The 15105-nt window shown below is 41.8% G+C and carries 13 protein-coding genes; 10 read left to right on the top strand and 3 right to left on the bottom strand.

What is annotated here, in order from left to right:
• Positions 1–357: 357 nt before the first annotated feature.
• The gene (locus VK159_RS22940; protein WP_324232514.1) at positions 358–2193 is read left to right on the top strand and encodes a C1 family peptidase; all 1836 of its coding nucleotides are present in this window, start codon (positions 358–360) and stop codon (positions 2191–2193) included.
• A 206-nt stretch (positions 2194–2399) separates the two neighbouring features.
• Here the strand turns inward: VK159_RS22940 and VK159_RS22935 are convergent, their stop codons facing one another.
• Positions 2400–3428, bottom strand: a complete 1029-nt coding sequence (locus VK159_RS22935) for a glycoside hydrolase family 43 protein (RefSeq protein ID WP_324232513.1) — start codon at positions 3426–3428, stop codon at positions 2400–2402.
• Positions 3429–3852: 424 nt separating this feature from the next.
• Between VK159_RS22935 and pnuC the strand changes: the two genes are divergently transcribed.
• The 5 genes from pnuC to VK159_RS22910 all read left to right on the top strand — a co-directional run bounded on the left by pnuC (position 3853) and on the right by VK159_RS22910 (position 7698).
• A complete protein-coding gene (gene pnuC / locus VK159_RS22930; RefSeq protein WP_324232512.1) occupies positions 3853–4476 on the top strand; it encodes a nicotinamide riboside transporter PnuC in 624 nt (207 codons plus the stop codon).
• Entirely contained in the window at positions 4460–5533 is a 1074-nt protein-coding gene (locus tag VK159_RS22925; RefSeq protein ID WP_324232511.1) for an acyl-CoA dehydrogenase, read from the top strand. The genes pnuC and VK159_RS22925 overlap by 17 nt, the downstream gene beginning before the upstream one ends.
• Before the next feature lie 257 nt (positions 5534–5790).
• Complete coding sequence (locus VK159_RS22920; RefSeq protein ID WP_324232510.1) at positions 5791–6627, top strand: alpha/beta hydrolase; 837 nt, start codon at positions 5791–5793, stop codon at positions 6625–6627.
• Between the two features lies 1 nt (position 6628).
• Complete coding sequence (locus VK159_RS22915; protein WP_324232509.1) at positions 6629–7114, top strand: RNA polymerase sigma factor; 486 nt, start codon at positions 6629–6631, stop codon at positions 7112–7114.
• On the top strand, positions 7111–7698 hold the full coding sequence (locus tag VK159_RS22910; RefSeq protein ID WP_324232508.1) for a hypothetical protein: 588 nt from the start codon (positions 7111–7113) through the stop codon (positions 7696–7698). The genes VK159_RS22915 and VK159_RS22910 overlap by 4 nt, the downstream gene beginning before the upstream one ends.
• Positions 7699–7843: 145 nt before the next feature.
• On the opposite strand, the gene VK159_RS22905 is transcribed toward VK159_RS22910, so the two are convergent.
• The gene (locus tag VK159_RS22905) at positions 7844–10327 is read right to left on the bottom strand and encodes a cation-translocating P-type ATPase (RefSeq protein WP_324232507.1); all 2484 of its coding nucleotides are present in this window, start codon (positions 10325–10327) and stop codon (positions 7844–7846) included.
• 102 nt (positions 10328–10429) lie between these two features.
• Between VK159_RS22905 and VK159_RS22900 the strand changes: the two genes are divergently transcribed.
• Positions 10430–11467 (top strand): Gfo/Idh/MocA family oxidoreductase, encoded by a 1038-nt coding sequence (locus VK159_RS22900; protein ID WP_324232506.1) that lies wholly within the window; start codon positions 10430–10432, stop codon positions 11465–11467.
• A 303-nt stretch (positions 11468–11770) separates the two neighbouring features.
• Entirely contained in the window at positions 11771–12352 is a 582-nt protein-coding gene (locus VK159_RS22895; protein WP_324232505.1) for a hypothetical protein, read from the top strand.
• Between the two features lie 252 nt (positions 12353–12604).
• Here the strand turns inward: VK159_RS22895 and VK159_RS22890 are convergent, their stop codons facing one another.
• On the bottom strand, positions 12605–13051 hold the full coding sequence (locus VK159_RS22890) for a peptidylprolyl isomerase (protein ID WP_324232504.1): 447 nt from the start codon (positions 13049–13051) through the stop codon (positions 12605–12607).
• A gap of 209 nt (positions 13052–13260) precedes the next feature.
• Between VK159_RS22890 and VK159_RS22885 the strand changes: the two genes are divergently transcribed.
• Positions 13261–14244, top strand: a complete 984-nt coding sequence (locus tag VK159_RS22885) for a hypothetical protein (RefSeq protein WP_324232503.1) — start codon at positions 13261–13263, stop codon at positions 14242–14244.
• Positions 14245–14345: 101 nt separating this feature from the next.
• Positions 14346–15026, top strand: a complete 681-nt coding sequence (locus VK159_RS22880; protein ID WP_324232502.1) for a GNAT family N-acetyltransferase — start codon at positions 14346–14348, stop codon at positions 15024–15026.
• Positions 15027–15105: the final 79 nt, after the last annotated feature.

Genomic DNA, 15105 nt, shown 5'->3' with positions numbered 1-15105 from the left:
AATAGATGATTGATGTAACGACTATGCGTCTTCATCAACAAAGCACCCGCCTGCGAAGCGTCATGTCGACGATAGGAGACATCTCTACGACGTAAGACTTTTATAATATAATCAACCTGCTAAAACAATAACACTCCAGGACCGTATTGATTCCCAACTGGCGCAAGTGTTCCACCTCCGTGGATCACTTGATGCCAATTAATCCTGCCCCGATTGCATCGGGGGTATTAGCAAACCGAAGTTCATTTTTTGTAGCAGGCTATTTAAAGATCATTCAACAACAGCACGTTAAATGCCGTGTTTTCACCATTGCATTATTCCCGTTTGATTTCTACATTGTTACCAAACACTTCATATATGCAAAACAGGAAAAACAATGTTGTGCCTGATAAAATTGATATCAGGGACAGAATGTATCAACCCGCCGTTACAACAGCTCCCAGGAAACAGTTTATCCAGGAAACAAAACTTCCCGTATTACATCAAAAAGAAACCAGTGCCTGCACGGGCTTTGCATTGGCTACTGTTGTAAATTATCTCGCACGTAAAATTGATCCCGTCAATAATCAATCATTTACAGCATCACCATTTATGCTGTATTCAATGGCCCGTCGTTACGATGAATTTCCGGGCTATATAAAAGATGAAGGTTCCAGTTTAAGAGGTGCCATTAAAGGCTGGCATAAACATGGCGCCTGCGAAAACCGTTTCTGGAAAACACTGCAAATGCCCAAGCCTGATATTAAAGGCGAAGAAGGCGACTGGTGGCTCAATTCAGTAAACTATCCGTTGGGTGCTTATTACAGGGTGGAACCGAAAAGTATTGAAGACATGCATTGTGCCATTAATGATCTTGGTATTTTGTATGCAAGCGCTGTTTGTCATGCAGGTTGGGATGCACCGAAGAAATCAACACATCACAAGTATTTAGAAATTCCCAACACAAAAGTAAAAGAGAGTGACGGAGGTCATGCCTTTGTGATCATTGGCTATAATCAAACAGGTTTTATTATTCAGAATTCATGGGGTAAAGAGTGGGGCACAGGTGGACTTGCAGTATTAACCTATGAAGACTGGCAGGTTAATGCAATGGATTGCTGGGTAGCGCAGATGGGTGTTACCACCGATCTTCATTTGGCCATTGCCAATTCTGCCACACTCAGGTTAGATAAAAAGAATAAAGTATCAATTGCTGCTGATCCTATTCTTAAAAAAAGAGAACTCGATCCGTTTATTATTGATATGGAAAACAATGGTCGCTTGAGCAACTCAGGCGAATACCGCACAACCGAACTGGATATTGAAGCATTGGTAACGCAGCACGCCGGCATTGCAAGAGAACGATGGGGAATAAAAAACAAACCGATGGATGTGGCAATATATGCACATGGTGGTTTGGTGGGTGAAAAGTCTGCTGCTGATAGCTATGCGGTTTGGTGTAAAAAATTATACGATGCGCAGATCTTTCCCATTATGCTGATGTGGGAAACGGATATTTTAAGCACCATCAACAATATGATCAAAGATACCTTGCTCGATCAGGAACCAAGAACTGGTGGACTGATTGACCGCATCATCAATTGGAAAGATGAACGGCTCGAACGGTTGGCAGCACCCATTGGCAGTAAAGTATGGAAGGAGATGAAAGAAAATGCAAAGGCCATCAGTTATGAAAAAAACAGCGGCGGTCAGTTATTGTACAAATATGCAACGTCAGCTAAAAGCGAATTGAAGAGTCATGTCAATATTCATCTCATTGGTCATTCGGCTGGCAGTATTGTGCACAGTCATTTGGTAGAGAAATTAGTGAGCCTCGGCTGGAGTTTCAAAACAGTTCAGTTTATGGCACCGGCCGTCACCAATGAATTGTTTGATTCCACTATTCTTAAAGCAATCCAGAATAAAAAAATAAACAACTACTACCAGTATCATTTGAGTGATGATGTTGAACTGAAAGATAATTGCTCCATCTATTCCAAATCGCTGCTCTACCTTGTTTCCAATTCGTTTGAGCCCGGCAGAAAAACGCCCATCTTAGGTATGCAGAAATATTTTGAAAAAGAAAGCAACTACCAACGTGCAACAATTAAATCGTATCACAGTCCGGGCCTGTATTCAAAAAGTACATCGCATGGTGGATTTGATAATGATGTTGCTACGATTGAAACGATTATTAAGAATATAAAAAAGTAGAGGGCAATGCATCAGATACGAGCCTGCGCAAGATTAATGATTGTGCAGGTACTGTAGCTCATCCTTCTTGTCATTTCGACGTTAGGAGAAATCTGTCAGGCATTATCTCAGCAGATTCCTCCTGCGTCGGGATGACGGAATTGTTGATCAGCAAAATGTACAGCATCGGTAAACAAGTAACACCTGCGGAGTCCGTCATCCCAACATTAACGCTTCCTCTTCAGCCTTTGTTCCTTCACACCTTCAAACGTTATCTTCACCGGCTTTATAAATCCATTCTCATCGAACGACAATTCTTCAATACAAGTCTCCCGGTTGTTAGCAGCAGTTTCTCCTAGCGGTCTGCGGTGATATACAATATACCATTGATCGTTTTCTTTGTTATGCATGATCGAATGATGACCCGCACCTGTTGCCACCGTTGTATCCTGCTGTAAAATTTTTCCCACACGTTCAAATGGTCCGAAAGGAGAATCGGCAATGGCATACGCTACTGAATAGTCGGGACCCGTCCAGCCACCTTCACTCCACATAAAATAGTATTTATTATTTCGCAGAAACAGGAACGGTCCTTCCACATAACCCTTGGGCGTTATCTCTTTAAATTTCGTGCCATCATCAAACGGAATGATGCCTGTAAAATCGTTGTTGAGTTTTCCGATATTGCAATGTCCCCAACCTCCGTAAATAATATAATACTGACCATCTTTATCCTGGAAAACAAATTGATCAATGGGTTGTGCACCGTTATAGAATTGATTGATCAGCGGCTTGCCCAAATAATCTTTATAAGGACCTTCCGGTTTATTGGCAACCGCAATACCGATACCACCAAGCGTATCATCTTTCATTCCGTTGCGTGCTTTGCTTTGAATATCATTCGCTGAAAAGAATAAATAATACTTGTTGTCTTTCTCAATAACCGCAGGTGCCCACATGGCCATATACGCCCACGTCACTGCACCGGTATCTAAAATGCGGCTATGCTTTTGCCAGCTCACTAAATTGCTGGATGAAAACGCATCAAAGAAAACCTGCTCTTTGTATTTTGCTGAATACGTTGGATAGATCCAGTAGTTGTTACCAAAAATAGCTGCTTCCGGATCGGCATACCAACCTTTGAGGATGGGATTACCTGATCGTAATTGCGCTGTTACATTCGCAGAAAAGAATATTGCACAGAAAAAAAGAAAACAAAGTTGAAGACAATTGCAGCCGGTAATTTTTATGCGCATTCCAAATACTTTTTTAGAATAAATATAGACTTTTATAATGCTTCTTTTGTAAGTGTAAATCGTCTCAGATACTCAACTGATCTTCGTTTCTCCCGCTGATTGCGGGTCAGGTCGGGATGACAGCTTTATTAAGAGGCAAAACAAACATTATCTATTAATCACTATGCAACACATAGGATGATTTGTTTCCTGTTACTTGGTTTTTCTTGAGCTTGGACTTTAGATGTTGGGTTTTGGATTTTCTTTGGCCTTGTTCCTTGTAGGTTCCTCTCCCTATCTTTGCCCAACTCATGGGGTGCCATACTAAACAGGGCTGAGATCATACCCAACAGAAACTTCGGTTTCTAAACCTGATCCGGGTAATGCCGGCGTAGGGAAAAGCAAGTTGCAGATGCATGCCCCTGAGTGAATAAAATAATCAGTTATGAATATTCACGAATGGGCACAAACATTTGTTGAGCAGTTGAAAGCAGTTCCCTTACTCGAATGGATTGGAGTGGGTTTTGGTGTTGCCGAAGTGCTGTTGGCAAGAGCCAATAAAATTGCACTCTATCCCTGCGGTATTATTGCCGTTGTTATTTCCACGTACATCTTTTTCAATGCAGGCTTGTATGCCGAAAGTGCATTGAATCTTTACTACTTTATCATGAGTGTGTATGGCTGGTGGTTCTGGGTAAAGCGGAAAGATCATGCGGCACCTGCCATCAGTCGCTGTACAAAACTAGACTGGACAATAACGATTGCCATTGTTGTTGCTGCATTTGTATTGCTGTACACCGTGCTTGTAAACTTTACTGATTCTACCGTGCCGCTTGCCGATGCATGGGTAAGTGCAACTGCTTGGGCAGGCATGTGGTTACTGGCAAAACGAAAAATAGAGAACTGGATCTTACTCAACATAAGTAATGCCTTTGCCATCCCCTTGCTGCTCTATAAACAACTTCCGTTGTATGCGGCACTTACTCTGTTCTTATTTGTAATTGCCATACTTGGTTATATCGATTGGAATAAAACCCTTAAACAAAAAACAAATGTTGCAGCTAACTAAAAAAGAGATCGCCGAAGTAAAACGCCTCTGTGCTGTATCAGAACAAAAGACTGAGTTAACAGCAGCCTTGTTAAATATCATTTACAAAAAGAAATGGTTCAAGTTATTTATACCAAAACAACAAGGCGGACTTGCACTGAGTTTACCCAATGCATTAAAACTGGAAGAACAACTTGCTTATATAGATGGCAGCCTTGGCTGGACGGTTACACTCTGCTCCGGTGCTAATTTCTTTGCCGGCTTTATGGATCAGAAAAAAACAGGTAAACTTTTTCATGCAAAGAATATATGCATGGGTGGGAGTGGAGCAGCAACAGGCATTGCAACACAAACAAAAGATGGATATACGGTAACAGGTCGATGGAAATATGCAACAGGTGCGCCTCATCTAACACACTTCACTGCGAACTGTGTCATTGAAAAAGAGGGCAAAACAGTTTTGCAGGAAGATGGTAGTCCATTGATCCGTTCGTTTTATTTTAAACGAAGCGAAGTGAAAGTACATAACGAATGGAAGGCAATGGGATTGAAAGCAACAGCCAGCCATAGTTATAGTGTAAACAAACTGCACGTAAAAACCGAACGTAGTTTCTTAATTGATGCGGCGCATGCCACACTGAAACATCCTGTGTATACCTATCCGTTTATGCCTTTTGCCGAAACAACACTTGCTGTGAATACATTGGGCATGACGCATCATTTACTGGATGAAGCAATGATAGTAATAAAACAAAAGAAGCTCAACAGTCTCCAGGTTCAATTAGCTGATGAAGCATTGCAAACAGCCCGGAAGGAAATCAGTACCATGCGGAATGCTTTTTACAACATCGTTGAGCAATCGTGGAATGAACTCATCACGCAAAAAAGTATTTCTCCAAAAACAATAAAGCAAATAAGCAAACTATGCAGGCAGTTGGTTAAGCTCTGCAGAAGCCATGCAGCAGTTGTTTATCCTTATTGCGGATTGTCTGCAACAGCACAAACATCAGAACTCAATCGAGTGTTCAGGGATATATTCACTGCCAGTCAGCATGCTCTGCTGACCTATGGGAAATAGGAGACGTCATTGTGGGGCAACAGGCAATCTGGTTTGTAATGCAGTGTGAGGATGGCTCCGCAACATATTCCTGCACAAATCCATATACCAGCAATAACACGTCGGAGGAGGCGAATCACACGATCCCATCACATACTCATGTTTCGGGATAACAACTTAATTCAGCGGCTAACAATTCCTTCAAAAAAAAACTTTCAAATTTCCTGTAACAATTCTGCACCCCCTGTATCATAAAGGAAATTTTAAACTTTTTAGCAATGAAAAAACATGCGTTCCTTCTCATTCTCAGCTTTTTTGTGATGACTCTCCACACAAATGCCCAACAGGCGTTTCGTGTAACCGTCACCGGTAAAGGTGCACCGGTGCTATTGTTTCCCGGCTTTGCCTGCACCGGCGAAGTGTTTACTGAAACAGTAGCGGTTTTATCAAAACAATACGAATGTCATGTGTTCACCTTTGCAGGTTTTGGAACGGTGCCTGCCATTGAAAAACCATGGCTCCCGAAAATAAAAGACCAGGTAATAGCTTATGTAAAAGAAAAGAAGTTGAACAAGGCCGTGATCATTGGTCATAGTTTGGGTGGCACACTCGGTTTGTGGTTAGCTGCCACTGAACAAACCCTGTTTAAGAAAGTAATTGCAGTAGATGCCTTGCCATGCACGGGTGCATTGATGATGCCCAATTATAATCCGGCAACAATGGTGTACGATAATCCATACAGCAAACAAATGCTGCAGACTGATACCGCCACCTTCCGCACACAGGCCAAACAGCAAGTTGCGTTTATGATGTTGAACAAAGAAAAACAAAGCACGGTTGTTGATTGGATGATGCAGGCCGATCGTGAAACCTATGTGTATGGTTATGTTGATTTGCTTAAATTGGATCTGCGGGAAGAGGTAGCCAACATCAAGGTTCCGGTGGTTGTATTGGCAGCTACGCACCCCAACAAGGCCATGATCGAAAAAACATACAACGAACAATATGCAAAGCTGGGCAGCAAAGTAATTCACTATGCAGATCAGTCGGCGCATTTTGTAATGTATGATCAACCCGATTGGTACTTAACGAAAATCAAAGAAAACATACAGTAACGTGCCGCAACAAGAACTGTTTACCAACATCTATCAAACGCATTACGATAAAGTGTATCGACTGTGCAAAGGTTATTTCAACGGACATGAAGGGATGGCGGCCGATGCAACACAGGAAATTTTTCTGAAAGTTTGGCAACACCTGGATGGCTTTCGGGGCGATGCAAAAATAAGTACATGGCTTTACCGTATTGCGGTGAACACCTGCTTATTGCAGTTGCGCAAACCGGCCACAACAAAAGAAATAAAGACCGAACAGTTGCCCGATGTTGTTGCCGAAGAATACAATCCTGTACAGGAAGAACGTTTGAAAAAAATGTATAGCTGTATTCAGCAATTAGATGAAACGGGTAAGATGATCATCTTAATGGTGCTGGAAGGATTGGAGTACAGTGCCATTGCAGAAGTGGTGGGCAGCACCGAAGAAACACTACGTGTGCGGATCCACCGTATTAAAAAACAACTTTCAACTTGTGTACAACTATGAGTTCCTTTACAGATTTAGAAAACGCATGGCAACAACAACCCGGTTCGGGTGAGCGTCGTCCGCAACCGGAGACCTTGATTAAGTTAGCTGAACAAAAAGCAAAACAGGTACGAACAAAACATTTGGTAACGATCGCTATTCTGTCGGTCACAGTAATCGTGATCATCTGGTATTTTGCAACTTATGCCGGAACAACCTTCAATCGATTTTCGATTGGTTTATTGCTGATGATCGTCTCCTTATTGATTCGTATTGTGATTGAATACATCAGTTTCAGAAAGCTCCACAAGATCGATATCCGTGCTGATTTTAAAACTTATACCAAACGGGTAACTGATTTTTACAGTAAACGAAGGATGATACATTTAATCGTTACACCATTATTGTTCGCAGCATATGTAACAGGATTTATTTTATTGCTGCCCATTTTTCAGGAACAGTTTTCTGAAGCGTTTTATATCTATGTACTTGTTTCAGGTATTGTAAGCATGGTTATCATTGCATGGGTGATCATTAAAGCAAACAAACGTGAACTGAAACTGTTGGAACATTTGAAGCAATCGGAAGAAAAGGAAAATAGGTAAGTAAACTTTTTACTAACGAAAAAGAACATTTCCTGCTATTTGTACTGTCAAAATGCTTGCAATAAAGACAGAACTAAATAAAGTATTATCGTGAAATGTTACGTTGATCAGGTCAGCGGTCTGCGCAGGAATTGATTCATCATTCTCAGGATCGTTTAAAGAGCTTCCAGATCTCTATCCAGCAGGTACTTGCCAATGCAACAGCTATACAAGTAAGCAAGAGAGGAGTGCTTAATGATTGCAGACGGAACAAGTCCTGCAGAAATGGAACATACAATAACGCAACAATAAATAGGGCAGTGAAGCTGATAATGAAAAATACAAGGTTGTTTTTATAACGGATGGTTTTAAATACTGAATAATAAAATGAACGGTTTACCAGGGTAAGAAAGATATTACTTGATAACAGGGTAATGAAAATAACTGTACGGATCATTTCTTCATTACTTCCTGCCTGCATGTAGTAGTAGCCAATCCCCAAACAACCGGCTGTGATCATCAGCCCCTGAAGAATACTCATGGCTAATTGTTTCAGTGAAAGAAAAGTGGAACCCATTTTTCTTGGCGGCCGGTTCATCGTACCCGGTTCCATTGGTTCGTTTTCATAAATAATGGAACAGGTGGGTCCCATGATCAACTCAAGGAATATAACGTGAACAGGAGAGAAGATATCTGTAAAGGTCCATGCAAGCAGCAAAGGCAACGTAACAATCAGTATGATGGGAATATGAATGGAAACGATATACTGGATTGCTTTTTTAAGGTTGTCGTAAATTTTCCGGCCCAACGCAACAGCACCTGTCATGTGCGTGAGATCATCATCAATCAGAATAAGCGCTGCTGCAGTTTTTGCTACTTCACTTCCACGCTTGCCCATGGCAATACCAATATGGGCGGCTTTTAATGCAGGTCCGTCATTCACACCATCACCCGTCATCGCCACTACTTCCCCGTTTTCTTTTAATGCATCAATCACTTTTAATTTTGCTTCAGGGAACATACGTGCAAAAATGTTGACCTGTTTTACACGTTCTTGCAGTTCTTCTTTACTGATGTGCAAAACTTCTTTACCGGTTATTACTTCCCGGTTATGATTCAATTGAATTTCATCTGCAATGGCTACAGCAGTTTCAGGAAAATCGCCGGTGATCATTTTTACCTGGATGCCTGCTTCATGAAAGGTGTTGATGGTTTCCCGGATATTCTCTTTTGGCGGATCATAAAAAACGATCAGTCCCAAAAACTCAAATTCAAATTCATTTTGTGAAACCGGCCATTTATGTTCATGCCAGCTTCCTTTGCCAACACCTAGTACACGGTATCCCGACTTTGCATAGACCAGCATCTGTTCTTCAATTTGTTTTAATGCTGCTATCGATAATTTTGTTTGTTTCAGAATTCCTTCAGGTGCGCCTTTGGCAGCAATGATTACTTCGCCTTTTTCATCTTTAAAAATATGTGTCATCATAGGCGGGGTGCCTCCGATCGGGTATTCATGAATTTGTTGAAACAGCATTCGTTTATCTGTTGCAGCCGTGGTTGCATACAATTGGTGAATAGCTTTTTCCATGGGATCGAACGGATTCGTTTCACTGCTCCACATGGCGTATTCCAAAACATGTTCAGGTAGTGTTGTGTTTTCTTTTACAGGAAAAGATGTGCCCGTTTTCACATCATACAAATAGGCAATGCTCATTTTATTTTGCGTAAGTGTACCTGTTTTATCGGCACAAATAACGGTGGCCGAACCGAGTGTTTCAACAAACTGTGGTTGCTTTACAATGATCTGCTGCTTTAATAAACGAAAGGCACCCAATGCCTGGAAGGTGCTGAAAGCAACAGGGATTTCTTCCGGCAAAATACTCATGGCCAGTGTAAGACCTTGCAAAAACGATTCAATAAAATTTCCGGATTGATAAAAACGAAAGCCCACCACAATAATGAATGCAAAGGCGCCTGCCCATACCATTTTCTTGACAAACGATTTGATCTGAAGCTGAAGAGGTGTTTTTTCAATGCGGATCTCTTTCATCGATAAACCAATTTTTCCAAACATGGTTTTCAATCCAACCGCTTCTACTTTTATGGTTGCACTTCCGCTTGTTACAAGTGTTCCTTTATACACGCTGTGTTTATCCTCTGCTGTTTTACTTACAGCAAATGATTCTCCTGTAAGAACAGATTCATTCAGCGAAAAATCATTTGCAGCAAGAATCACCCCGTCGGCTGCTACAATTCCTCCTTCTGCTATCAACAGGATGTCATCTACCACAATTTGTTCAGTAGCAAGTTGAACAACCTTGCCATTCCTGATGAGGTTTGCATGTGGTGCCGATAATTTTTTCAGGGCCTGCACTGCATTTTTGCTTCGGTATTCCTGGAACAGTGAAATGCCGGCTACAATAAAAATTGAAATGAGCATGATGATGCCTTCCTGGTATTGCCCCACTACAAAATAAATAATACAGGCAGCCAGTAGTAAAATAAACATGGGCTCCAGCACTACTTCTTTTAAGACATTCAGCAGTACACGGTCTTCCTGCAGTTCAAGTGTATTGCTGCCATGTTTCTGCCGGCTGAGATCGGCTTCAGCTGTTGTTAGTCCGGTTTGAACCTTGGGTGTACTCATCTACCTGAAATTTACTTGATTATTCTTGTTTCAGTGGTTTGTTTTTTAGAGAGTTGTTGTGGAACTGAGATTACAGAAATATTATTTGACCACTCTGCAGCAATGAAAGAATGCAATAACTTTCCATTTTATTTTCACACAATCATCAATCGTTTAAAAGAAGAGGGAGCATTTATGATCAACTGGGGTATTATTGGTTGCGGCGATGTAACTGAAGTGAAAAGCGGTCCGGCATTTAATAAAGTGCCCGATTCAAAGCTGACAGCAGTAATGCGCCGCAATGCAAGCAAAGCAGCAGACTATGCAAAGCGACATGGCGTACCACAATGGTATACCGATGCAGATGAACTAATACAAGATCCCAATGTGAATGCGATCTATATTGCCACGCCACCATCATCACATGAATCGTATGCATTGGCTGCTATCAATGCGGGCAAGCCGGTGTATGTAGAAAAACCCATGACGTTGAATTATGCTGCGGCACAAAACATGGCAAATGCCGCCAAAAATGCCAATGTAAAACTAACAGTTGCGCATTACCGCAGGCAATGGCCATTGTTTCAAAAAATAAAATCATTGCTGGAACATCAGGCAATTGGAGATGTAAGATTGGTGCGTTTGCAACTTGATCAACCACCACCTACTGCTGCACAACTCAGCGATGAAAAATATGTATGGCGTTTTGATCCTGCTGTTTCAGGTGGTGGACTCTTTCATGATCTTGCACCACACCAATTGGATATTCTTTACTATTTATTCGGCAGTGCTGTAACTGTTAACGGTCTTGCAATCAACCAAGGCGGTTTTTATAAAGTTCCTGATCTTGTAACGGGAACTATTCATTTTACTAATGGCATTGTGTTTACCGGCAGTTGGTGTTTCACAGCTGATGACCCAAATGATGTTTGTGAGATCGTTGGCAGCAAAGGCTCCTTGCGTTTCAGTTTTTTTACCGGTAACAGTATTACGCTGCAAAGCAACAATGAAACAACCCGTTTCGATTTTGATCGGTTGCAACATGTACAGCAACCGATGATTGAAGCAGTGGTAAATTATTTTTCAGGTCATGCGGCCAATCCCTGTTCTGGAGAAGAAGGTGCAGAGATCATGCGCTGGATAGAAGCAATGGCGGGGTAAGTTTCAATTAAATATGTGTTGCTGTTACGATTCATTTCTTTGTTGGTCAATCGCCAACATTGGCTGTGCTCATCCTTTTTTTACAAATATTAAAAGCGTCTTCAAGCTTGCAAAACCGGTTTATTTTTTCTAATTTTCTTATCCTTCCTTTTGATACTGCTATGTACTCCGTTGGAGACTTCGTTGGAATGTAATACCACGTCTGAAGAAATCACAAAATAGTGTGCCAACCATGAAATGAACCTGGCCGTGCCCCGGCTCAGTGTTATATCATGTTTATTCTTTAACTCAATCACTAATATCATGAAACAAAATTTTCTTTTACGCAACTGCCTGTTGGCAGCAGGTATGCTCACACTCGTAACCGGTTGTCAGAAACAGAGTGAAACCGAAAGCCTTGCGGATAACTCTTCAGCACAAGGCAAGGCCCCCGTTGCAAATGGATCGTTATCCTCAGGTTTAAAAATGGCGCAACTTTCCAACGATGTATGGTTGAAGGCAGTTCATGCCGCCACTGCAAGGTTTCACTCAACTACCCAGGCCATCAAAGCAGGATACGAGCCGGATGATCATTGTGTATCTGTACCGGGGCTTGGCGGTATGGGTTACCACTGGGCGAATGGTTCCTTTGTTGATCCGGTTTTTGATCCACTGAAACCTGAAGCAGTACTTTACGAAACCGGAGAAGACGGCAGCCTGCGGCTTGTTGCAGTGGAATATATTGTGATCAATATTGGCCAGGCACGGCCGATGTTTGGCGATCATCCTTTTGATATTGGCGGCACACCGGTAACCGTTCCGCATTGGAGCCTGCATGTGTGGATACACAAAGAAAATCCTTCCGGAATTTTCAGGCCCTTTAATCCAAACGTAAGTTGCCCATAAGTGATGAAGTGAAATAATAAAATTCTAATAATGCGGGGCGTGAATGCCCCGCTTACGTTTTATGTCGATGGAAACTCTCTCTGGAAAAGTCATCAACAGAGAATTGCATCATCATAAGTTGTTACCGAATCAACATGCAACCTTCGTAACGGTCATGCATCAGGTAAGAGAAATCACAAGGCATCTGCAACAAATAAAAAAGTCTCCCACGCAATGCAGAAGACTTTTTTAAAACATTGAGGCAAGGAAGATTTAGGTGAGAACAACTTTCAGCATTACATCACCGGCACGTATTTCATCCACAATCTCTACTCCTTCGGTAATACGTCCAAAGCAGGTGTGCACACCGTCGAGATGTTTTACTCCGTTACGGTTATGACAAATGAAAAACTGGCTGCCACCTGTATTTCTGCCACGGTGTGCCATCGACATAACACCACGGTCGTGAATTTGCTTACTACCTGTTAATTCGCAGGGAATCGAATAGCCGGGGCCGCCGGCTCCGGTGCCATCGGGGCATCCACCCTGGATCATAAAGTTCGGGATCACCCGGTGGAATTTTAATCCGTTGTAAAATCCTTCACTTACTAATTTTTCAAAATTGGCAGCAGCAATGGGTGCATCGTCATTGTATAATTCAAATTTCATGATGCCCTTGGCTGTATGTATTTCGCCGGTTGTTAATTTTATTTCGCTCATTGTATTTTTTTAAGACTGCGAAAGTAGCATTTAGCAGTCAATAGTACTGCAGGTGCCGGTCGTTTTTCTGTATCGACTCTTCTTTCAAATCTTAACAATGTTTTGGAGCGTACAACTTTCAAATGCAAAATTCGTTTTCTATTTTGTAGTTGCATTTATAGTTGATGAGGAAACAATCTCTTCATCGGCATTGATCTAAAACGTACCGTATGCCTAAAACTTTACTCAAACATGTATGGGTGCTTTTCTTTATAACAGCCTGTGCATCCGTTTCACAAGAACATCTCAGCAGTAACCGTAAGCAAGTACAGGTTGTAAAACCTGCAACAGCAGCATCATTGTTCATTGATACAATGCTTACCGGTGTACAACCGTTGCCGTTAACAGATTTACAGCAAACCGAGGAGGGAGAGATCGTATTGGCTGAAGGTTATTATGAAGCCAATTATAAAAGTTATTGTCTGCAGCCCGGCACTCCCGATCCTTCCGACAGAGATGCCTATTTACAAATGCCGTTGCAAACACATCGTAAGGATATTGTGGAAACTGTGTTACGCAATTCCTTGCAACAACAGCAGCTTAATCAGAAAAATATTCAACTGCTGTTATGGTCGGTGGTTAGCGGGTCTGATTACAATAAGCTTTCATGGCCCGTGCAGTTAACAGCACAACAACTATTAACAAAGAAGCAGATATTTCAGTTAAAGGGTGGTGTAATGGGTGTGGTGAAACAGGTTGCACAGGCATTGCCCGATGCACGAATTACCGGTGCACAGGTGAGTATGAAACGGATGTTCGAAACAGGTGCCAGTTCTTACGAATCATTTGAACGGTTGGCTGTGCTTCGTGAAAAATCAACTGTGCATCGTGCAGATTATAAAAAAGAACAATGGTACAAACAGGAGGGAGGTTATTACCTGCGTTATTTTCCTAACGGTTACCAGCAGGTGAAAATACAGGTATATGTTCCGGAAGGTACACTTGACTCTGCAGGAATGCAGAATGGGCATTATCTGTTGTTCGATCCGGTGAACAGAATGGCTGCTCCTGCAAATTCAAATGCACAGCGTTTGGGAATTGGTGCACCGGTTGCAGAGATCATCCGCAAGATCATCCGCATACAAAAAGATGTGCCTAAAACAAAACAACCCGCACCAAAAGAACAACCGAAAACAAGTAAAGAGCAGCAGTAAGAAAATGATCAAAAGTTGTTGCTGTCCCAGCCACCAGCAGCAACAATACATCCCCACATTGTGGGAGTACAGGAGAGTTTCAAAACAGGTATTTTTGCAGTGTGAAACATCTCTTGGAAAATCCTGTTTACAATGCCCTGATTACTGGCGATAAGCATCTCAGCCTGGGTAATGAGCAGGTAAAATATTTTAGCGAAGAAGTATCGCCATTTGCAGGCTTCGCCGAAGATAATAACCACGGTTTTGCAGAACTGTATGAACTGCTTCCGCAAGGGCGAAGAATATTATATGCTATTCCTTCAACTATACAGGCACCGAAAGGCTGGCAACTCCAACACGAAATAAAAGGATTACAATTTATATACGAAGGAAGCAAAAACATCGAGGGCAACTTCTCCAACATTGTTCCATTAACAACTGAACATGTTGATGAAATGATTGAACTCATAAAACTCACAAAACCCGGTCCTTTTGGAAAAAGAACTATCGACTTCGGTTCTTACCACGGAATTTTTGATCAAAATAAATTAGTTGCCATGACGGGGCAGCGTCTGCATGTTGGAAACTATACTGAACTCAGCGCTGTGTGTACTCATCCTGACCATTTGGGCAATGGTTATGCATCTTCCTTGATGAAGCATCAACTGCAGATCATTTTAAATAATGGTCAACAACCTTTCCTGCATGTACGTGACGATAACGAAAGAGCAATTGCGGTTTACGATCGGTTGGGCTTTAAAGTTTCAAGAACAATGAACTTCTATTTTATGAAGAGGGAGTAAGTTTTCATGGTATGTCATACCCGGTACGGATCTTAAAAAAAAGAGCGATTGCGTTTCCGCAATCACTCTCAGAGAATAG

Origin of the sequence: Lacibacter sp. (genome assembly GCF_035299325.1) — a bacterium.
Taxonomy (GTDB): Bacteria; Bacteroidota; Bacteroidia; order Chitinophagales; family Chitinophagaceae; genus Lacibacter.
Note: the sequence above shows the minus strand (reverse complement) of the source record. Positions and strands in the feature narration are given on the sequence as shown.

Excerpts from the sequence above, each read along its gene's own strand:
- VK159_RS22940 (WP_324232514.1), top strand. The coding sequence starts at position 358 with ATGCAAAACAGGAAAAACAATGTTGTGCCTGATAAAATTGATATCAGG.
- VK159_RS22935 (WP_324232513.1), bottom strand. The coding sequence starts at position 3,428 with ATGCGCATAAAAATTACCGGCTGCAATTGTCTTCAACTTTGTTTTCTT.
- pnuC (WP_324232512.1), top strand. The coding sequence starts at position 3,853 with ATGAATATTCACGAATGGGCACAAACATTTGTTGAGCAGTTGAAAGCA.
- VK159_RS22925 (WP_324232511.1), top strand. The coding sequence starts at position 4,460 with ATGTTGCAGCTAACTAAAAAAGAGATCGCCGAAGTAAAACGCCTCTGT.
- VK159_RS22920 (WP_324232510.1), top strand. The coding sequence starts at position 5,791 with ATGAAAAAACATGCGTTCCTTCTCATTCTCAGCTTTTTTGTGATGACT.
- VK159_RS22910 (WP_324232508.1), top strand. The coding sequence starts at position 7,111 with ATGAGTTCCTTTACAGATTTAGAAAACGCATGGCAACAACAACCCGGT.
- VK159_RS22905 (WP_324232507.1), bottom strand. The coding sequence starts at position 10,327 with ATGAGTACACCCAAGGTTCAAACCGGACTAACAACAGCTGAAGCCGAT.
- VK159_RS22900 (WP_324232506.1), top strand. The coding sequence starts at position 10,430 with ATGAAAGAATGCAATAACTTTCCATTTTATTTTCACACAATCATCAAT.
- VK159_RS22895 (WP_324232505.1), top strand. The coding sequence starts at position 11,771 with ATGAAACAAAATTTTCTTTTACGCAACTGCCTGTTGGCAGCAGGTATG.
- VK159_RS22890 (WP_324232504.1), bottom strand. The coding sequence starts at position 13,051 with ATGAGCGAAATAAAATTAACAACCGGCGAAATACATACAGCCAAGGGC.
- VK159_RS22885 (WP_324232503.1), top strand. The coding sequence starts at position 13,261 with ATGCCTAAAACTTTACTCAAACATGTATGGGTGCTTTTCTTTATAACA.